Here is a 21,645-nt window from a genome sequence, read left to right as displayed (position 1 = left end):
TTTACAGGACTAAAAACAGGAGGATTTCTCTTTTCAAATTTCAATCGGCAAGCGGCCGGTCGTGCAACGTCATGCCACGACAGCTCCGAGCGATTATCTTATCATCACCCTGCGGCAGCCGTCGCCCTCGATGTACAGCAGATAAATGCCGGCATCCAAACTACTGATTGCCTCCTGAGCCTCGGCCTTTTCCACATGGTTCACATGACGGCCCGTCAGGTCGAAGAGGTCGAGCGAGCGCCCCTCCACATTCTCCACAAACAGCGTGCGGTTGTAGCTGTACACCCGTATGCCGGTCGTTGCGTCATCTATCCCCGACTCGAAGCCCGAGGCCGTGAGGGTTATCTCGCCATACGCCTCGCTGCCGTCCAAGGCGACGGCACGTATCGTGCCCACGCCGTTCATGCCTTGTGCCACGGCCAGGCCCGTGTTCGACACCAGAATTACCGGCGAGTCACCTACTGCCATCCAGCGGATTCTCTGGTCGGTCGCATGGGTGGGATACACCTCGGCACTCAACTGTACACTGTTTTTCAAGGGAGTAAGTGTCGTGTAGGGCGCACTGATGTAGATACTGCTTACCGGCACGTTATCTCCACCTTGTCCGAAATCGCTGACCGGTATATCTTTCACCACCTGGAGGTTGGAGCCATCGATGGTCGAAGCCTGTACCCGCACCGTACCGTTAGCGCCATTGCCTGTATAGGTCAGTACGCCCGACTCATCCAACTCGGCCAGATCGCTACCCGACAGCACTTGCCAGTTCACCCGCTTGTAGGTGGCGGTAGCCGGCAGCACTTCGGCATACAGATGCAGGGTCGTCTGCTCGGGAGTAAGGGTTCCGTTGGGTTCCAGCACCATCACATACAGCGATTCGGCCATGGAAATCGTTACCGACTGGTTGCCGTTCACCACATTCGAACGGCCTTCGAACGACGGTTGCTCCTGGGTGGCACGACGGAGGTTCTTCCCCGCGGCGCCCTGTCCCCACGCATCGCTGTAAAGATTGGTATACTGCAACGCATAATAGACCTCGCCGTCGGGTTTCGCCTGGTCGGTGTAACTGGTTTCGTAGCCCGAAGCCGTAGTCAGCACCTCGAGTGCATCGGGCGACGAGCCGCGCAAGATGGTGTATTGGTCAACGACGCCACCTTCGTAGGCCGTCCACACGATGTTCACACTGTTGGGCGTGATACCCTGGTTCAGCATGATATGCACGCTGCCGTGTACCGGGCTGCGTCCCGAGGTCATGCCGTCGGCGGTAGACATGTCGATGGTGTAGCGGCTCTTGCGCACCATAGGATCGGAGGTCGGGTCTACATAGCGGCCCTCGGTCAGGGCAGCCTCGCCTACCAGCACGAAGTTGTTGGTCGAGCCGGTCTCCTTGTAGATGCGCACCGTTTCAAAGTCGACACCCGAAGCCTGAGCGGCCTCTACGTTCCATTGTACCACATTCTTGCCGCCATCGACACCTACGATGGCTATCTCGGGTTGCACATCGACCACATCGAACCAGAACCGTTCGCTCATCTCCCCGCACACGGGGTCGTCGTAGCAGACATCCATCCAGTACCGTCCGGCCTCCAGCAATACCAGGCGGGCTTCGGTCGACCCCGACTTCTGGGCCAAAGCGAAGGTGCCCTCGGTGTAAGCTATCGGGTCGCTGTCCTGGGTGTAACTGCCTGTCGGCAAATTCTCTTGTCCACCGCGGTAGAACGAAGCGCGCAGATAGGTGTGCTTGCTCGGGTCGCCAAAGAGATCGGGCAGATTGAAATGTGCGGTAGCCTTAATCAATATCGCCTCGGGGAAGTCTACCGATAAATCGGGCACCTCATTCACCTTGATACTGCGCTCCGAAGTGATGCCTCCCACGGTCACCGTGATGGTTTTCACACCCGATGTGCTCCACACCATATCCACCGAATTGCCATTCGCTTCGAGCAGCTCGCCGCCGTCACCTGCCGACCACTGCGGTGTACCGCTCTCGGTACCCTGGTAGGTCACGGTCACCACACGCTCGGTGCAAGTCTCGGCCGGAGCGTCGATGCTCACCTGGCTCTCCATGCGGAAGGTGAAGGTCTCGGAGAAGGGCGAGTGTGCATTCCACAAGTCGATGGTCTGTACCTTCAATTCATACTCCTGCCCCACCTCAAACCGTCGGGTGGGCACCACCATGCGGTTGCAGGTGCGATAGCCGCGATAGCCCGGTATGGCCGCCGCCAAATCGCTGCCGCCGTTCATGGGCGAAATCACATAACTGTTCGCTCCCGTTGCCCCCTTGCGCTTCAAGCTCACGTTGTAGCGCAGGTGTACGGCCGGAGTCTCGGCATCGCGGGCATCGTCCCACTGCAGCAGCACCCCCTCTTCGGTCTGCACGGCACGCACATTCTTCGGGGCCTCGGGGACCGTGTTTGTATGTTTGGATACCATGATAGTCTCGTTTCCATCGGGCAGACCGTCGCCGTTCAGGTCGGCAAAGGGCATTTCGTCGACAGGAGATTCAGCCCCTTTTTCAAACACGGTTTCCCAATCGGGGTAAAGATAAAGCAGACCCGTGGCCGTTTGCAAGGACACGTAGCCACTTGCACTTGTTCTGAAACCGTCGGCCACCATCACCGGCAGGTCGAGCCAGCCGTTGTTGTCGACGTCATACAGGCGTCGGCTTTCGTGACCGCAGCCATAACAGAAAAACTCTCCGTTGAATGCGTATCCGTCGAGAACTATCTCCTCCCTACCCACATAGGACATCGAGGCATCGCCCAATACGATATGGGTGCTGCCCGTTTCCAACACGCCCCCGTCGTAGTCGGGCATAACGCTCCATATGATATCCTGCCAGCCATCGTTGTTCAAGTCGAAGAAGAAGGGAGAGAAGTCGGAGTCCCAATATGGGGTCTCATATACCTGTTTCCGCTCGAATGTGCCGTCGCCATTGTTCAGATAGACAATAAACCGCCATGTAACCCTCTGAGCATCATCGGCCTCACGATACCAGAAATCCATATACCCGTCACGATTGAAATCGATCCATTGCCCCATGCTCCATATGATATTATCATCGGAATCGGGGTCGGGAAGGGTTTGCCGGTCAAAACTGAGGTTGTCGCCCCGGTTGATACCTATCCGAAGATAGTGGAATCCGCCATAGGCTACATCGAGATAACCATCGTTGTCGAAGTCAAAACGGCTGTATATATCGTGCAAGTCATATTCGGTAATCTCTTTATCGTATGTGCTCTGTTTCGGGGGCACCGTATAGGTCTCGGTAGAATAGGTGAAATCGAAACTGCCCTCGTTGATGAACAGGTTGCCTTTGTTGGTATTCCCCATGAAATCGGGGATACCGTCCATGTTGAAGTCGATGGGTATGATTCGTTCCAGATCGGGATTGAGGTCGGAGTTATAGGTACGCCCCACCTTCTTGAAACGGTTGTTGTTCTCTTCGTTGGAGAAGACACCCGTCAGCGACTGTTCCGAATTGATTACCGCACTGCCCACCACATCGAGCGAGCCGTTCATGTCGATGTCGAAATAACGCCCCGCAGAGGAATAGGTCGAATAGCTCCAGTAATCTCCGGGATCGGATATGGAGTCGGCTACCCAGCGCAAGGGATAGACCTCGAACGATACCTCTTCGCTGTTTGCCATCAGGCCGTCGGCATCGGTCACCGAGAGGCTGACGGTCTTGCGGCCGGCCTGGTCGTATACCACCTGCCAGCGGTTGCCTTCGCGGCTCACCTCACGGCCGCCATCGCCGAGATCCCAGATATAGGTGCGGGAGACATCGTAGTCGGCCACGGTGAAAAGGGTGAGCGTGTCCGTCACATACATCTGATTGGCCGAGGCCTGGAACGAAGCGGAGAGCCCCGAGTAGTCGAAGGTCACCTCGTCCGACCAGGCTCCGCCCAGCCCGTTGGCATCGACAGCCTGCACGGCCAGGTAATAGGTACCTTTTGCCCAACCCGCCGTAGAGACGAGGGCATAGGTATTGTAACCGGCATTACCCTGGCCGGGGCGCAGACGGCGGCCTTCGGCATCGGCGTAGGCATACCACACATCGCCCTTGCCCGGTTCGCTACCGATGCGCAAGGCGTAGCTCAGGTCGCAGGCCGAGTTCTCGGCATCGCTGCCTGCCGCCCATTCGACGCGCAACATATCGATGGCCGCATCGTATACATAGGAAGGAGCGGTCATCTTTTGGGGCGCGGTGTTGAGCCGGTCGGCATCGAACCGGCCCGACTCGCGAACGCTGTAGGGTGTAGCGAGGGACCAGCCGGTCTCGAAGTTCACGCCGCCCCACCATTCGGTTCGTCCATCGTTGTCAAAATCGCCGAAATTAAACAGGTAATCCCCTTCATACTGATAGCTCTTCGGGTCGGGTACCGTAGCAATGACTCCCGACTCGGCTCCAATCTCAAAATTCTTCTGGCAGTCGACGAGGAAAATGTTCTTCTCCTCGCGCGCTACCACCTCGAAAAGCCCGTCGTTGTCCACATCGCCTCCACCGATAAAGCTCAGCGCACGGCCGTAGTCGAACGAGCGTTCCCGCTTCTTGAACTCGTTGTTGCCCTGGTTCTCGAAGAATACGAAGTAGGCGTATTGCGAAGAATCGGTATAGTCGAATGGCAACAGAATGTCCACATCGCCATCGTGGTCAAAGTCGAAGGTGTAGATGCCCGTGATGTTGAAGTTCTGCATCAGAACTTGTTTCTTGAAACTGTTGTTCCCCTCGTAGAGGAAGAGGGTCACCGTGCGGCTATCCTCGTCGTAGAGGACGAAATCGGGCATGCCGTCGCCGTTGAGGTCCTTCACCGTAGTCTGCCCCTCGAACGAACCGTAATAATAGGTGCCGTCGCCGATACTGAGCAGAGCATTGCCGTTGTTCAGGTTCAGCAGGTCGGGGTATCCGTCGAGATTGACATCGACCGCCGTGGGCGAGGTATTGCCATAGAAGAGCTCGGCCGAGCGGGCCTTGCGGATAACCTCACTGGCGGCTACCGAACCCTTCTGCTGCCGCAGGGGCGGTTTCTTGGCCAGCGACACGCCGCTGAAGTTGACCGGCTTCGTCACCGTGGCATTGGCGCCATACTGGCCGAACATGGCATTTTCGATCTCGCTCGGGTCTTCGAGTATGCGTATCTCCTTGCTCACGAACGAGCCGTCGGGTTGCTGGTAATAGATGAGATGACGGTCGTTGTCGTAGTCCTCGAAATAGAAGTCGGGGCGCCCGTCGCTGTTGGCATCGAGCATGACGGTGTAGGTACCGCCGTCCAGACTTACGGGGAAGGAGGTGCGCACCCGGCCGTCGAGCCCGTGAATCGAGACGCTGCCCGGGTTGTCTCCATCATTGCTCTGGCTGCACACGATTTCGAGCTTGCCGTCACCGTCCATATCGTCGAGCGAGAAAAGATAATTCCCCGTGTAGACCGATGACAAGAGCGATCCGTCGTACGAGTATTGCTCCACATAGGGATATGCCCCACGGAAATACTCCATGCGCCCGTCGTCGTTCGCATCGTAGAGATACCCCAGGCTCTCGGGGAAAGCCCCGTCGGATGCTCCGAACACACCATCGACGACCTCAGCCTTTACCGCTACCTTGCAAACGGTATCGGGGAAAGTAATGCGCAAGGTGTCGGCAAAAGTACCTTTCGTTTGCGAAAACACACTCAGCGGCAGGGAGTAGGTCTCGTTCTCTCCCAGCGAAACTGGCGCGGTAAAGTCAATCACGGAGAACGGCTCGGAGATGCTCGCACCCGTAATCGTCGTGGCTTTCCACGCAAGCACGGGAATGTAGCGGGTATTCCTGTTACCGGTGTTGAAAGTACCGAAATCGACCCACCGCGGCACCTTAACCACTATATCATCATTCCATTTGCCATAACCAATCTCTATCTGCTGCCAGCGGGTTTGCGAGCCCACGTTGGTCATGGTAAAACTTTTCAAGTTCTGGGGAAGGTCCGAAATGGTTTTATACCCGTCGACATACGATTCGGTGGCCTCCTCCGAATATTCGAGCTTGGGGTCGCCATAGCCGCTCGCCAACTTGATTTTCACGCTTCGCAGCACATAGTCCTCCTTCATGCGTATCGTCACCGTGTTATCGGCATATACACGCCACGGGATGGTATAGGCCGGCTCGTCCGAACCATCGCCTTTGTGCTGGATAAAGGTGGCTATCTGGGTATCGACCACCAGCGAATCGGTGCCATCGATTGTGCCATAGCAGTCAAACACATACGTTCCCTCATCGCCGAGCGGCTCGTCTTCGTTATCTCCCCACTCCGAACCATTGGTACACACCACGATTTTGCTGATGCCTACCCAGTCCGTCGCATTGTTTGTGAGAGTTACATTCATAGCCTCACCGGTCCATACACCGGTCTCGCCCAAAGCTACATATCCGCTCCCGCTGATGCGGTTGGCCGGGTCGCCGCTTACCACGATGATGTGTATGTTCGTAATGATCTCCGACCAAGTGGGATCGTTCAACGAGAAAGAGAGTGTGGCCCCGTTGTTGCGCAGGGTAAGCATATCGGACGAACAAGAACCGTTCGATACCTCCATCACAACCAAATCATCAAGCATAATCATAAACTCGCCGTTCATTCCAGCTGCCGATTCCGGAGTAAAAGTCACGACTCGCGCCTGTGCCATTCCCAACACCAGCATAAAAATCCAAAGTAATCTCGCCCTCATAAATTCAATTTTATTTTTTATTGATACATTTTTCTCGAAATTATCATAATAATAGTTTAGTTTCGCGTCAATCTGTCAAAAAAAGGAGTCAATACAACAAAAAGATGCGTCAATGCAACAAAAGAAACGTCAATCCATCAAAATGTATTCTCCAGGCACTCCCCTCACAGGCGTTACAAAAAAAAGGAGTCCACATAAAAAAAGGCCTCATCATTACCCCGGAATGGAGCATGATGAGGCTTTTTTATAATCAATGAGGATAGACCGGGTTCAGATTATACGGTCATCTCCATAAAATATGAGTTTCGACAGGTCCACAACCTCGGGTTTGACCCGAGGTCTTTTTGCGTTCATTCGACAATCGTGGGCGTAGTCTTGCCGTAGCCGCAATAGCCATAGTAAGGACTGGCAGGTTCGTAGCTTTCGTCTACGAGACCGGTAGCATCGTCGATATACTGCACATTCGTCGGGTAGGTACAATGCTCGATTTTAGAGCCGGCACCATCGTTGAACTGGCCGATGAAGCCCGACCACCTTGCGAAACCACGCATACGCATGATCACGTTCTCGGCACTGCAATTGGTAAATGCCACACCGCGGCCACCAACCACTTGACCTACCAAACCACCGGCCTGATAACCGGTTATTGTCACATCATCGACCGAGCAATTCTTCAACCAAGTATTGCCGCCACCTACACCAATCCAACCGACGAGGCCGCCCACATTCTGGGTCTGCAAACCGTCGGAGGCCTTGATGCGCACGTGACGAGCCTGTACGTTCTCGATATTTACCACCGTACTGTAATTGGCTCCGGTGTATCCGATACAACCGGCAAAGTAGGCATACTCTTTGCTGTGGTCTACGGGGTTACCGTCGGTATCGACATCGACCTCACTGTTGGCCAAACCGTTGATGGTGATGTTTTCGAAGGTCAGGTTCTTCATCACACCCTCAAATTTACCCCATACGCCGGTGTAGGCATGATAGGTAAAAAGCACAAAGGGGCCCAACTTGTATTCATACACGGCGCCAAACTGTCCGTTCATGGAGAAGTTGCGCAGCACGTGGCCCTGACCGTCGACCGTATAGGTGTTCTCTCCGGTGGTATAGATGGGTTTCCAGTCCACACCGTTCATGTCTATATCGTTCTCGAGAAGAATGGTCGTAACGGTAGCTCTTCTCTTTTCCGTGCCGTCGGCATCGGTATAGGTCTCGGTAACCATGTCGTAGATGTGGTCGGGCAACCAGGCAAACTCGTCGCGGGTGCTGATGCGATAGACTCTCACGGTCTGACCGCCATTACGAGTCTCCTCCAGAGCGGGTTGCACCGGAGTCACGGGCGAAGATTGCCACCACTCGGCACCGTCGATCCACTCGTTTACAAAGCCCTCTTCGATATTGATGGTCATGCTTCCGCCCACAGTGAGCAGATTACCCAGAATCGTCGTCAGGTAGTTGCGCTGTATGGGTATGTTGGTGGTAAAGTCTTTGGTAAGAATCGACTCCGTACCCTGCAACCAATCTACACTGAAGTGAATGGCCTGTTGCACATCATTGGCAATCAGGTAGTCGACAAACAGCGTACGGTTGTTGGCCGTGGCGTCGTAGCCCCCTTCGTAGAACTTATCGCCCGAGGCATCCTGCGGCAAGGTGGCGGTATAGACCACCGACGCGTCGGCATCGGCACCGCCCGAGGCTTCGCCCGTCACGGCATTCAGCTCGACAAACCGGGTGCAATCGTGATACGAAACCTTGAAGTTGTCGGGCATCTTGGCACCGCTCGAGCCCCAGTCGGTAGTCACTACCCGCAGCTTGGCAAACGGACGCTTCAACGTCATCGTCTCACCGAAGGTCTGCGACACGGCCACATTCTTGGCCAGGAAGTAGGCGTCGCGGCTCTCGTCATTCAACTGGGCATCCACACTATCCTGTATGGCAATGCGGGTAAAGTCGGCCGTGTTGTAGTGCAAGTCGGCCGTCTCGCCCTGGCGCACAAAGTCGGCCCAGGCTACAAACTTGTAGGTATTGTTGGGCGTCAGTCTGAAGTTGAAGGTAACCGGTCCGTAGGTATCGACCGTCTTCAACTGAGGCTCAGCGAGCAGCGTAGAACCGTCTTCGGAGTAAACGGCTACCTGATAACGCAAGTCATACTGACTCCAGTCTACATTCACCAATCCCCCTTGACCACTGTTAGTCCCCGGTACGGCACGCGTAATCTGTAAAGCTTCGGGAGCCTCAAAGCGAAGCGTTATCTCATCGCCGTTGGGGTTCAATCCCGGCTCATCCATCACTTCGGAACAGCTGGTTGCCAGTCCCAGCAACACCATTCCCATTAAATAATGATACTTTCTCATAACAGAACTATTAAAATTATAATATAACTAAACTGTCTTTTCTATTCCAATCAAATCAATCGGGTATGACCACCACAAACTCATCGTCGAAATCGTCGTCGATACCTATATCGCCACTACCTATCTTCTTGGTCAGGAACGGTCCCCGCAACACGGTCTCGTGGTTGCGGTAGAGCGGTATATCTACATTCTGATAGTGGTTTATCTCCTCGCCATCCGTGTTATAGATAAATATATCGACAAGCACATGATCTTCGCGACCGTCGTTGGCCAACACATAGTCATAGGCCAGCAGCACTTCACCGCCGCTGGGTTCGTCGGGCGGCATCATCTCCATCGTACGCGACTCTATAAAGGCATTCAACATACCACTCTCGACATTGTATCCTACCCCTACATATTGTTTATATACGACTCGCACCAACAGGTTGTTGACCGAAGCCCGACTGCGTTTTTTCGAAAACTCGTTCCAGTCGGTCGCCCACAGATGGAACCGGGCCGAAGGACGCTCCATGTAGACCGGCACCAGCGGCTCTCCCGAAGGGGTTGCCGTCGCCGTACTGCCCGGCGTAGAGACCGAAATCTCTTCGCCATATCGCCCTACGGTTACCGAGAAGTCGCAACTACCCGCTGCCGCATTCTTATGGTGATTGACCATTGGCGTGTGGTCTATATTCTCTCTCACGGCATTCAACTGCTGGGTATCGAAATGCCATTCACTCACCCGGACTTCGGGGGCATAATCGGCCCACGACAATACCCGGTAGTAGCCCTGAGGCAACTGGAAAGCCAGCGTATCTTGCGGAGGCTGAGCCAACCGATCGGTCGAAAATTCCCGCCGATCGACCAGGATACCCTTATCGACCGAGGCTCCGGCCGACGGCAGCTTGTAGAGTTCGACTATAAAGCGGACACACAGACGTTCGTCGGGGACGTAGGGCATTGCCGACACATGCGGAAGCTCCTGCACGGTGCTGTTTCCCTCTTCGTCGTAAATCATACTTTTATAATAGAAGGGAGGCATGCGGTCGGCATTCAACTCAACCATCACCAATACCTCGTTTGTGCGGGGATACTCGTGTATGGTCTCATCGCAGGCTGTAACCCCCAGCGACAAGAGACATATAAGTATTGCTATATAAGACAGATTCCTTTTCATAGAACTCTTACCCTCCTATTTCTTGCGGGGGAAAGCCCACTTGTACGACAAACTGATTCCGGCCCGGGTTACTCCCCAGTAAAAATCGGAACCCGAACGGAACAGTTGCCCGTCCTTCCGATTCTGATATACATCGTAGTCATACTCGGCAAACCCGACACCGATATTGAACTCGACGCCCCACTGCTTCTGCTTGCCCCACGAGAGGGCATATCCATAACTGAGACCCATGCCCCACAACGCATGGTTGGGGTCTTGGTAGCGACCCTTGTCGTTGACGGCGACATTGAACCCGACCACATGGGTATGCAACCCGATGAAATGGCCCTGCATCACCTGGCCCGGCCACCAGCGCAGCTCGGGCTGGGTAGCCAGTAAACGCAGTTTGCGCGTGGGGGTAATGTCGTAGGGCGAGTACCATACCGGTATATCGAGTGTGCCGTGCGGCCACAACTCCACCTCTACCCCGGCGTTGGCCGTGGCGGCTGCCAGAAAGAGCAGGTTGGTCTTCACGGCCAGGTGCCACTTGCGGGGCTCGGCCACCGATACGGGATTTACCGCCGCCGGCTGTACGGGCCGGGGGCCGGTATGCCGTCGCAGAGCGGCAACAGCTGGGGCTCGGCCGGCAGGTCGCGAGGCTGTTCGTAACAGACAATGGCCATGCGGGCATTGCGGAAAGGCGGGAAGACATCGCGAATGATCCGATGCCACGTATACCCTTTGTCGAGTGCCATTATCTTCTGCTTGCGCCGCTCGTTGTCGGGCTCGGTACGCAAGATTTCCATCACCTCGTCCTTGTGAGGTATCTGTGCCCCGTGCTCCAGGGCAACCTCGAACGAATACCAGTCTTCCCACAGATTCACCACCTCCATCTGGTCGCGAGGAAACCCGGCCTCCTCGGCCAGATAGCGGGCCAACGCCTGCGAACGGTATTCGCCCAACTTGTAGTTCCAGGCCTTGGGGCCCTCGGGCGAGGCACTACCGCCTATCCACACACAGGCTATGCGCACGGCCGGATCGACCTGCATCCGGCGCAGCACCTGCACGATACTGTCGAGCTGGCGATTGGGTACCAGATTGTACTTGTTGACCCGAAAGACAACCGGGATAATCGATGTATTGTGGGAATAATAGACCGAGTCAATCTCGCTCTGAGGCAAGAATACAACATAATCGGGATAGGTAGCTCGGGGGAAAGCGGTCTCCCGAGCCTCTTGCGCATGAAGCAGTCCTATCGTCAATGCGCCCAATATGGATAACAGCACCCCCCTTTTCATAATTGATTAGTTATCGTTGCATATCCCCCTTTTCCGTGTTCTTATGGTATAACCACTGTCGGAATATTTTAGTTTTTTGACTATTTAAATATGTAGATTACAAAAGTAGTATAATATTATTAAATATACAAAATAAACCAAGAAAATCTATCCATCCTTTTTGGTTCTATTACAATCCCTGCCTTTCAATCCTAAAAAAGGCTGTGCCCAAACCGAAAAATTTGGACACAGCCCTTTGAATAAGAACTATGAATCTAACTGATAATCACCTCAGAACATCAGCTTCATACCGGCAAAATAACTGCGGGGCATCGAAGGACCGTAGATGTAGCCCGAGTCGCGCTCCTTACCCTGGTCGAAATCGCGCTGATAGGCGTTGAAGATATTCTGCACACCGGCGTTGACCTGCAACGTGATGGCCTTGTAGAGCGAGAAGTCATACGACACCTTGGCCGTCATGTCGAAGAAGTCGGGGGTAGTCACCGCCACATCTTTGGCTATGTAGCCCTTCATGTGCTGTACCAGCATGGAACCCGTGTAGGTTCCCGAGAGGGCAATGTTCAACGGCTTCACCGGGGTGTAGGTGGCGGTGAAGTAGCCATACCAGTCGGGGGTGCGGAAGATACGACGCTCGGCAGGCACCGACTCGTCGTCGCTCCACTGCTCGGGCTGGGTATAGTGGCTCCGCTGCCAGGTGACACCGGCCTGCAGCTGCACGAGCGAGAGATAGGCCACCTTGCCCTCGACGGTCACACCGGCCACCTCGGCCCCCTTGCCGTTGCGGCGCTCCTTCACCTTAGCGTTGTGGGTCTGGTCGAACCCGACCTCCTCGAGCACAAACACATGGTTGAGCCGGGTGTAGAACCCCTCGAGCAACAGGTTGCACTGGAAGGCTCCGAAGCGGCGGTACATGTCGGCCGAGAGGCTCACGCTGTGCGACTTCTCCTCCTTCAGGTTGGCCGCCTGCTGGATGATAGTCCCCTCGCCCCCTACGGCAGCCACGTGCAGGTCCTCGTCGTAGGTTTGCGGAGCCCGGAAACCCGACGAATAGCTGGCCCGCAGGTTGACGTTGGGCGTGGGGTTGAAACGCACATTGGCCCGGGGACTGAAGATAACGTGATCGATAAGGTTGTGCTTGTCGAGCCGTCCGCCCACGAGGAAACTCCAGCGGTCGTTCTTCCACTCGTTCTGCAGGAAGGCACTCTCGATATGCACCTCCTGGCGGGTGGTGCGGTTGTAGCCCTTCATCTCGTCGCGCAGCTTGTCGTAGTTATACTCGATACCGGCAGTCAGGTCGGCCGGCATGAAGAGACAGCGGTCGAAACTGTAGATATACTGTCCACCGGCCACCACCGTCAGGTCGTTGGTCTCGCCATAGGCATCGAGGTTCTGCTTCGTGCCGTAATAGCTGTCGCGGTCGATATGCTGGGCCGAAGCGTAGAGATTGATACGGTGTTTCTCGTTGGGAGTAAAGAGGCTGTAGCTGAGTCCTCCCCCGTTGATCGAGTGGTTCAACTGCTCGGCAATATCGGCCTCGTGGGGCGGACGGTTCAACAGGTTACCACCCCGGCGATACTCGTTGATGTGGTGATACTCCAGCGTGAGCTTGGAGTAGTTGCTGGTCTTCAGGTAAGAGCGGAATCCCAGCGTCTGCCCCTTCAGCTCGGGTAACTCGGTGAAGCTGTCGCCGTCGTGGTCGTAACCGGCACGCTGCCGGTTCTGCCCGAAGACATAGAGCCCCGCCTTGTTATCGTCGGTCACGAGCGAGGCATTGAGCGACGTGTTGTTCTCGAACTTGCCGCTACCTCCTATCGAGGTAATCGTGTGTGCCAGTGAACCGCTGTTGCGCAACGGCTCCTTGGTAATGATGTTGATGGTCCCCGCAATGGCCGACGACCCAAAGAGGGCCGAACCGCCGCCCCGCATCACCTCTACCCGCTCAATCATGTTGGCCGGAATCTGTTCCAGGCCATACACCCCCGACAGGGCACTGAAGATGGGACGCGAGTCCATGAGTATCTGTGTGTAGGGACCGTCGAGCCCGTTGATGCGCACCTGCTGGAAGCCGCAGTTCTGGCAATCGTTCTCGACCCGCACACCCGGCTGAAAGTTGAGCCCTTGGGCCAACGTGCCGGAGTTGGTATTCTCGAAGGTCTTTATGTTCAGCACATTGACCAGCGTAGGGGCCAGTTGCCGCGTAGTCTCGCTGCGGTTGGCCGAAACCACCACGCCGTCGAGTGCCACGTCACTCGGCTCGATTTCGAAATCGATCTCCAGCGTCACACCCTTTTTCAGCGACACCTTCTGCCGGCCCGTCTCATAACCTACCGACGAGGCCTCGAGCACGAAATCGCCCTCGGGCAAATTCTTCAGAAAGTAGTGACCCGAACCGTCGGTCATCGTCCCCACGGTGGTCCCCTTCAACGAAATCGTGATGTAGGGCAGGTGTTCCCGCGTATGCTTGTCGAGCACATGGCCCACAATGTTTATATCCAATGTTTTCTGAGTTGCCGTTTCGGCACGACTCACGCCGATATGCCACAGGCATATCACGCATAAAATAATGTATTTCTTCATTTTTTTCGATTCTGAATAGTTAAGACTCATCCATCCCCCACTCGCCAAGAGCAGGAGTAAACCTTCTGTTTCCTCTTATTTTACAGAATCGAAACGGGCGGAGCACGCAACCCGTGAGCCCCCCACTGCCTGAGTGTGCGTACGAAGCGGGTAGCCGGATAGAGCAACCGGCACGAAAAGGCAAACAGCACAGCCGAAAGCAGCACCCCCACCGACGGCTCGGTCGTAGTGAGATGCGACAAAGCGTGTATGAGTTGAAACTCGGTAGTGGTGTGGCCGTGATGGGCCTTGGGATTGTAGGGGTGCGAGTGCACGATGGTCACCCCGTTTACCACGTGCGTGTGGGTAAACAGCGAAATGCAACCTATATATGAAATAAACAATACAGGTAGAAAGTATTTCGCTATGGAACGGAGCAGCCTGTTCATAATCTTTCGATTATTAAAGACGCAAAGGTAGGGCTTTTTATCTTACAATCCAATACGACAGGCAGAAAGAGGTCCATATTTACCTACAATCAGGTATCTCACTCCCCCACGGCTTCGGGCAAGGCGACAAAGGTGTAACCCCTCTTCTGCAAGGTGCGGATGAGCCGCTCGAGATAACGGTCGTAGAACTTGTCGGTGCGACGCTCATCGGTCCCCAGGTGGAAGAGCAGAATATGGCCGTTGAGCCCCTCGCGCTTCTCGACCTCCATCACCCGGTTGTAGATGTCCCGGCTACTGCGATAGTTGGTCATGTCGGGGGTGGTATAGTCGGCATTGGTCCAGGTTCCGGGGGTGAAGTTAACGATGCGCAGCCCCATGCCCCGCGCCCAGGCGGCGATGGTCTCGTTGTAGTATTCGTAGGGCGGCACGAAGATGCGCGTCTGTGACGGGTCGATACCGGCCCGGCTCATGCGGCCGTAGATGGCCTGCATGTCGCTCTCGAACTGCTGCCGGTCTACCAGCGTAGAGTCGCGACGCTCCCAGGCACAGTAGAGCAGATGCCCGTCGCTGTGTGCCCCCACGTAGTGGCCGGCCTTCATGAGTTGCTCGATGGTTTGGGGAAATCGTTCGTAAAACTCACCCGTAAAGAAGAACGAGCCTTTCACACCGCACTGCTGCAAGGTCTCGAGGATACGCCGGGCTCCATCGTTCTTGTCGGCCGACGTGAAGACGAGCGAAATCTGCCGCTTCGAACGGTCGGTGCGCACAATGCCGCCACAGGCATACTCGTTGCGGTCGGGCCCTGCGGCCTCGGCTCCCTCCTGCTGCAACGACGAGAGCAGATAGCTGAGGCTGGCCGTGCCGTCCATCGTGGGCTCGTTGGTCGAATAGTCCTGCATGTCGTCGTGATAGACAATCTCGGCCGACTGGAACGGGGCGTAAGGGTCTTCGCGCGAGAGACGAACCCCTCGCAGGTTGTTGAATATCGAAGCATAGACCGGCCCGTCGACCAGTCCGCCCACGGTCGTACCTACCCCCAACGCTATGAGTGGCGTGTGAGGGTCTATGGGATAGTCGCCCCACAAGGGCAACTCGGTAATCATGCTCGTGCCCCAGGGGTTACAGCCAAAGAGCCAGTCGATGAGAGCTGCCTCCATCTCGCGATAACGGTCGTCGCCCGTCAACTCACGATAGAGCCGGCACTGGGTAGCCACGGCCACCGTCAGGTTGTTGGAGCACCAGATGGCCGGCACCCCGTTGAGGAAAGGATTCCCCTCGGCCCGCTCTCGCACCCGCTCCAGGCCGCTGCGCAGGTTGCGGGTAAACTCGCGGCTCACGCGGCTGTCGGCCACCCCGGCCAGGTGATAATGGCCCAGGTTGATAAAGGGATACCACTGATAGTGGCGGGCACTGTCGGCCCCCATCCAGGGGGTTACCGGTTCGAATCGGCCATACTCGACCGCCTCGTTCAGGAACTGCGGCTCGCCGGTCGAGAGGTAGAGTTGAGCAGCAGCCAGCTCCATATCGTCGGTCCAATTACACTCTTCGTAAATATAGGGCGAAACCACCGATGCCGTTTGGCACACACCAGGATGCTCCACACCGTGACGATAGGCGTCGCGGGCCTTGGCCAGCAGCGTATCGGCCATCGCGGGATAGAAGTCGGCCAGCACCCGGGCCCCCAGCGCAAAACACGAGGCATACTTGCCGGCCGTACTGGCCACGCCGGTGGTGGCGTTGGTAAACTCGCCCCGCACCTGGGGCTCGCCCGAACAGTAGTAGACGGGACGTCCCAGCCCCTTGCCCCAACCGTAATCTATCTCGTCCTGCGAAGGCAGTTTGAACCCTTTGTGGTCTCGGTCGTCGGCTATCTGGTTATACATCTCGCCTTTCGACGGATTCATACGGTTGAGCCAGTCGAGCCCCCATTTGATTTCGTCGACGATGTCGGGGATACCGTTGGTCCCGGGCAGGCCGTTGGCATCGTAGGCATCGCCATACGCTCCGGGATTCTTCAGGTAGGCAAACATCATCTGATAGGTGGCGTTGGCCGAGGTGGTCACGTACTGCAACTGGTCGCTCGCATCGTGCCAGCCGCCCCGCACGTCGATGTGTTGGCCACTGCGGGTGGGGTGATAGACGATATAGCCGTCGTGGGTGTGACAGCTGTCGCGCTCGAAGGGATTGAAGCCGCAGCGTTGCTGACGCATGTAGCGCAGGATGAAGTCGGCCGTGCCGTCGTACACCCGATTGCCGATAACAAAGCGAGGCGAGAGGGCATCGCCGGCCCTCAGCCGATAGGTACCGGGCCGATTGCAGGCGGTGAAGTCGAGCCGATACATGCGTTGCATCCGGCCCCACAGGCCCGCAGCCCGAGGGGTGTCGAAACGCATCACCTCCTGACCGGTACAATCGTCGACCAGCGCATACGACTCGAGGTCGATGGCCTCGTCGCTCATATAGACGGCCACCTTGGGCGAAGCGGGCAGATAGCCCAACTGGTTCACCCGTATCCACTCGCCGCCCCAGACGGCCGTACCGAGAGAGAGCGCTCCCGCCACGAGAGCCCCGACAATCTTTTTCATGTCTTTATGCTTTTACTGGTTTCTTAATCAACAGCAACAGCCCGATGAAGGTAAACAGGGCATTCATAATCAACAGTTCGTAGCTGAACGAATAACCGCCGAACCAGGCCTGCGAATTGCGGTCGAGAATGAAGCAGAGCACCGGCGAGGCGATGGCCACCAGCGGGATATAACGGTCGCGCACCTGTGCCTTCACAAAGATACCGAAGGCAAAGAGTCCCAGAATGGGCCCGTAGGTATAGCTGGCCAACGTATAGACGGCGTCGATGACACTCGTGTTGTTCAACAGGTTGAAGATGAAGATAACCACACCCATCACCACGGCCATGCCGATATGTACCCGTTTACGCAAGTGCACCACCTGCTCTTCGCTCTTCCCCTTCACGCCCAGAATATCGACCGTAAACGAGGTGGTAAGCGCCGTCAGGGCCGACCCCGCAGCCGAATAAGCCGACGAGATGAGACCCACGACAAACAGAATACCCACAATCAACGGGAAGTAGCCTTGCGTGGCTATCAGCGGGAAGAGTTCGTCGCTCTTCTGCGGAACGGCTATCCCCTCGGTGGCGGCATAGACATAGAGCAACACGCCCAGCATCAGGAAGAGGGCATTCACAAAGAACTGCGCAATGCCACTCGTAATCATGTTTTTCTGCGAATCCCTGGAGTTTTTGCAACTCAGGTTGCGCTGCATCATATCTTGGTCGAGTCCGTTCATGGCAATCATCGTAAAGACACCGGCCAGGAACTGCTTGAAGAAATAGCGTTTGTCGTTCACATCGTCGAAGAAGAACATCTGCGACATCTCCGACCCGCGTATCGTCTGCCACATTCCACCCAGGTCGAGGTGCAGGTCGCTGGCGATATAGTAGATGCAGAGTATCACCGAAACGATGAGACACACCGTCTTGAGCGTATCGGTCCAGATGAGCGACTTCACTCCGCCCCTGAAGGTGTAGAGCCACACCAGCCCTACGGTGAAAATCACATTCAGGATAAAGGGCAGATGTAGCGGCTCGAAGACCAGCATCTGCAACACCACACACACCAGAAAGAGGCGCACGGCAGCGCCCAACATCTTCGAAATAAAGAAAAACCAGGCCCCCGTGCGATACGACGAGAGGCCGAACCGGTTCTCGAGATACTCATAAATCGAAACCAGATTCATGCGGTAGAACAGTGGCACCAGCACGTAGGCGATGAGCAACTGCCCCACGATGAACCCCAGCACCATCTGCAAATACGAGAATCCGCTGGCGGCCACCATACCGGGCACCGAGATGAAGGTCACCCCCGAAATCATGGAACCAATCATGGCAAAGGCCACCACATACCAGGGCGACTTGCGATTGCCCACGAAAAAACCTTGATTGTCGGCCCGGTGACCTACCACATACGAAATGCCGAACAAGACGATAAAATAAGCGAAAATGGTGATTAAGACAACTACGGGTGTCATGTGTTTCAGCTATTTAAGTTTACGGTTATTACTCTTCATACAACAGATAAGGACGGCGTTGCTCCCTGAACTTCTCCACATCGTCGTGCCACATGGCCTTGATTTCGTCGGCCGACTTGCCCTCCTCGATCATTCGGCGCACATAATCCACACCGATTAGCTTCTCGAAGAAGGAGCGGAAGAAGTGGTCGCCCAGATTGAGGTTGCGATAGGCATCGATCACATACTCGAGATTCAGCCCCTTGGCCCAAATCTCCTCGTCGGTAAGCCCCGTCAGGTCCACGCCATAGCACTTCTTGTTCAGTTGCGGCGGATTCTTGGCACCCGGTACGCTGCGCGGCGTAAACGAAAAGTCATACCCCTTCATGTTGGGGTGACCATACACCTGGAAAGGCCAGTCGGTACCCCGCCCCAGACTCACCGGCGTAGCCTCGAAATAGCAGGTCGAGGGATAGAGATAGACGGCACGCATATTCGGCAGATTGGGCGACGGAGGCACCGGCAGCACATAGTGCGTCTGGTGCGTGTAGTTCAGGCAAGGAACCACCGTGAGGTCGCACACCCGGTCCTCGGGCAGCCAATGCTCACCGTTCACCATGCGGGCCAACTCGCCCAGCGTCAGGCCATGCACCACAGGGATAGGCAACCACCCCACCCCCGACTTGTACTTCATGTCGAGGATAGGTCCATCGATATAGTGCCCGTTCGGATTGGGCCGGTCGAGCACAATCACCGGGCGGCCAAACTCGGCACAAGCATCCATCAACTTCACCATCGAAATATAATAAGTATAGAAGCGAAGCCCCACATCCTGAATATCGACCAGCAGCACATCAAACGAGTGCATCGACTCGTCCGACGGTCGGCCCGACTTGCCATCGTACAGCGAACTGATTTTTATTCCCGTCTTGGGATCGACCGATCCCGCCACATGTTCACCCGCATCGGCATCGCCGCGGAAACCATGCTCCGGCGAAAATATCGTCACCACATTCACACCGTCGGCCACCAGCATATCCACCAGATGGCGGTCGCCCACCATCCCCGTGTGGTTCGAAAAGACAGCTACCCGCTGCCCCTTCAACGCCGGATAATACTCGCCCGTACGCTCGGCCCCCACCACTACGCGGCTATCCTTGGCCCGGCATACCATCAGTGCACAACCAAATAACAACAGAAATAGGAATCTCTTTCTCATGGTATCCATTCACTCAAAATAAGTAATTCACATTTTATTTGTAAATGTAAACATATTTTCAGAATAAGACAACCGCAATAAATATATTTAATAGATTTTATCAACTATACAGAAAGTACAATTGCCATGCCCCACATGAAGAAAGATAGAAGAGTCGCAAAACTCCGCCTTTATCGGGCAGGGAACGGGCAAGCCAGAGATGGATAGAGGACGAGGAGTGTCTGAGCCTGTGGCGAGTTCCGCAGCCCCCGACGATGGCGCAGCCTGCGACCAACTCGGCCCGATAACAGCGGCGGCGCTTCTTTTGTGTCACCCCACAATCGATGCGGGGTCCAGTTCATGGCATAAAAGGAATAACAACGGGGACTCTCTCCCCCAGATATTTCTGGATACCGCGTCAAAGCGCGGTATGACTAAGGGTGTCACCCCGCACGTGATGCGGGGTCCAGAAAAGGGGACGTAAAGGGAATGTATTTTGCAAGTGCTCCTGCCGGTATTTCTGGATTCCGCATCAAGTGCGGAATGACCAAGACGGGTATTCCTGGATCCCGCATCGGAGTGCGGGATGACCAGATGACCGTGTCGGGGGCGATGACTAAAACGCGTAGCCCAGTCCGGCCTATGGGAGAAAGCGGAAAGAAAAATGGCGGAGAGGGACGAATGAAGGGAAAAGATGTTTGAGCCGGGGCGAATCAATCGAAGTGCCCGAGGCAGTAAAGCCTGCCGAACGGCTGCTGCAAAGCGAGCCCGGCGAGTTCTTTTTCCCCGGGCCTCGCAGTCATTTTTCAGCTTTCGGACATCAGCCGGGAGCTTTCTTTTGGCTTTCCCTTTTCTTTTGCGGGAAAAGAAAAGGGCGATTCTGGATGCACGGGCCGTGCTCCCCAGTGGCCCGGACGGTACTGCCGGCTGTTTTCTTTGGGTATAAACCACGGCTATATCCTGGATTCCGCGTCGAGAACCGTGTCACCCCGCACAGCGATGCGGGGTCCAGAAAGGGGACGTAAAGGGAATGTATTTTGCAAGTGCTCCTGCCGGTATTCCTGGATTCCGCATCAAGTGCGGAATGACCAAGACGGGTATTCCTGGATCCCGCATCGGAGTGCGGGATGACCAGATGACCGTGTCGGGGGCGATGACTAAAACGCGTAGCCCAGTCCGGCCTATGGGAGAAAGCGGAAAGAAAAATGGCGGAGAGGGACGAATGAAGGGAAAAGATGTTTGAGCCGGGGCGAATCAATCGAAGTGCCCGAGGCAGTAAAGCCTGCCGAACGGCTGCTGCAAAGCGAGCCCGGCGAGTTCTTTTTCCCCGGGCCTCGCAGTCATTTTTCAGCTTTCGGACATCAGCCGGGAGCTTTCTTTTGGCTCTCCCTTTTCTTTTGCGGGAAAAGAAAAGGGAGATTCTGGATGCACGGGCCGTGCGTCCCTACTGGCCCGGACGGTACTGCCGGCTGTTTTCTTTGGGTATAAACAGCGGGTATATCCTGGATGCCGCGTCGAGAACCGTGTCACCCCGTATCAAGTGCGGGATGACAAAAGGCGGGTATTCCCTGGATCCCGCATCAAGTGCGGGATGACCAGATGAGCGCGTCGGGGTGCGGGATGACTGGGTGACCGCATCGGGGGCGATTGGGTAAACTAAAAAAGGTGATTATAAAAAAGTGCGGTATAAGTTTACCAAAGGTACGGGATGACCTTTGCCGATATTCTCTGGATCCCGCATCAAAGTGCGGGATGACTGGGTGACCGCATCGGAGGCGATTGGGTAAACTAAAAAAGGTGATTATAAAAAAGCGCGGGATGACCGAGTGGGCGCATCGGGGGTACGGGATGACTCGGCATGCCCTCCGGGGAATTGGGGAGGGCATAAAAAAAGAGCCGGAAGGTTGTCTTCTTCTGACTTCCTTCC

At 55.6% G+C, this 21,645-nt stretch carries 10 protein-coding genes; all 10 read right to left on the bottom strand.

From position 1 onward, the window contains the following. Positions 1-93 precede the first annotated feature (93 nt). The 10 genes from Q1K76_RS11355 to Q1K76_RS11310 all read right to left on the bottom strand — a co-directional run bounded on the left by Q1K76_RS11355 (position 94) and on the right by Q1K76_RS11310 (position 19,748). Positions 94-6,594: an FG-GAP-like repeat-containing protein gene (locus tag Q1K76_RS11355; protein WP_300133470.1), complete on the bottom strand. Its 6,501-nt coding sequence runs from the start codon at positions 6,592-6,594 to the stop codon at positions 94-96. 455 nt (positions 6,595-7,049) lie between these two features. Further along, positions 7,050-9,056 (bottom strand): DUF6562 domain-containing protein, encoded by a 2,007-nt coding sequence (locus tag Q1K76_RS11350; RefSeq protein ID WP_300133467.1) that lies wholly within the window; start codon positions 9,054-9,056, stop codon positions 7,050-7,052. Between the two features lie 55 nt (positions 9,057-9,111). Beyond that, positions 9,112-10,215, bottom strand: coding sequence for a DUF6562 domain-containing protein (locus tag Q1K76_RS11345; protein ID WP_300133464.1), 1,104 nt, complete (start codon positions 10,213-10,215; stop codon positions 9,112-9,114). 15 nt (positions 10,216-10,230) lie between these two features. After that, complete coding sequence (locus Q1K76_RS11340) at positions 10,231-10,758, bottom strand: DUF3575 domain-containing protein (protein ID WP_300133461.1); 528 nt, start codon at positions 10,756-10,758, stop codon at positions 10,231-10,233. 11 nt (positions 10,759-10,769) lie between these two features. Further along, the gene (locus tag Q1K76_RS11335) at positions 10,770-11,492 is read right to left on the bottom strand and encodes a hypothetical protein (RefSeq protein ID WP_300133459.1); all 723 of its coding nucleotides are present in this window, start codon (positions 11,490-11,492) and stop codon (positions 10,770-10,772) included. A 270-nt stretch (positions 11,493-11,762) separates the two neighbouring features. Next, entirely contained in the window at positions 11,763-14,069 is a 2,307-nt protein-coding gene (locus Q1K76_RS11330) for a TonB-dependent receptor (RefSeq protein WP_300133457.1), read from the bottom strand. An 80-nt stretch (positions 14,070-14,149) separates the two neighbouring features. Then, complete coding sequence (locus tag Q1K76_RS11325; protein ID WP_300133454.1) at positions 14,150-14,497, bottom strand: hypothetical protein; 348 nt, start codon at positions 14,495-14,497, stop codon at positions 14,150-14,152. 98 nt (positions 14,498-14,595) lie between these two features. After that, positions 14,596-17,082: a glycoside hydrolase family 9 protein gene (locus Q1K76_RS11320; protein WP_300133451.1), complete on the bottom strand. Its 2,487-nt coding sequence runs from the start codon at positions 17,080-17,082 to the stop codon at positions 14,596-14,598. 4 nt (positions 17,083-17,086) lie between these two features. Next, complete coding sequence (locus Q1K76_RS11315; RefSeq protein WP_300133449.1) at positions 17,087-18,541, bottom strand: sodium:solute symporter; 1,455 nt, start codon at positions 18,539-18,541, stop codon at positions 17,087-17,089. A 28-nt stretch (positions 18,542-18,569) separates the two neighbouring features. After that, positions 18,570-19,748: a DUF1343 domain-containing protein gene (locus Q1K76_RS11310; RefSeq protein WP_300133447.1), complete on the bottom strand. Its 1,179-nt coding sequence runs from the start codon at positions 19,746-19,748 to the stop codon at positions 18,570-18,572. Positions 19,749-21,645 lie beyond the last annotated feature (1,897 nt).

It is taken from the genome of uncultured Barnesiella sp., from assembly GCF_946496565.1.
In the GTDB taxonomy this organism is placed as follows: domain Bacteria; phylum Bacteroidota; class Bacteroidia; order Bacteroidales; family Barnesiellaceae; genus Barnesiella; species Barnesiella merdigallinarum.
Note: the sequence above shows the minus strand (reverse complement) of the source record. Positions and strands in the feature narration are given on the sequence as shown.

What these genes read in the sequence shown, in the direction of transcription:
- Q1K76_RS11335 (WP_300133459.1), bottom strand. Translation starts at nt 11,492, where the DNA reads ATGAAAAGGGGGGTGCTGTTATCCATATTGGGCGCATTGACGATAGGA.
- Q1K76_RS11320 (WP_300133451.1), bottom strand. Translation starts at nt 17,082, where the DNA reads ATGAAAAAGATTGTCGGGGCTCTCGTGGCGGGAGCGCTCTCTCTCGGT.
- Q1K76_RS11345 (WP_300133464.1), bottom strand. Translation starts at nt 10,215, where the DNA reads ATGAAAAGGAATCTGTCTTATATAGCAATACTTATATGTCTCTTGTCG.
- Q1K76_RS11350 (WP_300133467.1), bottom strand. Translation starts at nt 9,056, where the DNA reads ATGAGAAAGTATCATTATTTAATGGGAATGGTGTTGCTGGGACTGGCA.
- Q1K76_RS11315 (WP_300133449.1), bottom strand. Translation starts at nt 18,541, where the DNA reads ATGACACCCGTAGTTGTCTTAATCACCATTTTCGCTTATTTTATCGTC.
- Q1K76_RS11310 (WP_300133447.1), bottom strand. Translation starts at nt 19,748, where the DNA reads ATGGATACCATGAGAAAGAGATTCCTATTTCTGTTGTTATTTGGTTGT.
- Q1K76_RS11325 (WP_300133454.1), bottom strand. Translation starts at nt 14,497, where the DNA reads ATGAACAGGCTGCTCCGTTCCATAGCGAAATACTTTCTACCTGTATTG.
- Q1K76_RS11355 (WP_300133470.1), bottom strand. Translation starts at nt 6,594, where the DNA reads ATGATTATGCTTGATGATTTGGTTGTGATGGAGGTATCGAACGGTTCT.
- Q1K76_RS11330 (WP_300133457.1), bottom strand. Translation starts at nt 14,069, where the DNA reads ATGAAGAAATACATTATTTTATGCGTGATATGCCTGTGGCATATCGGC.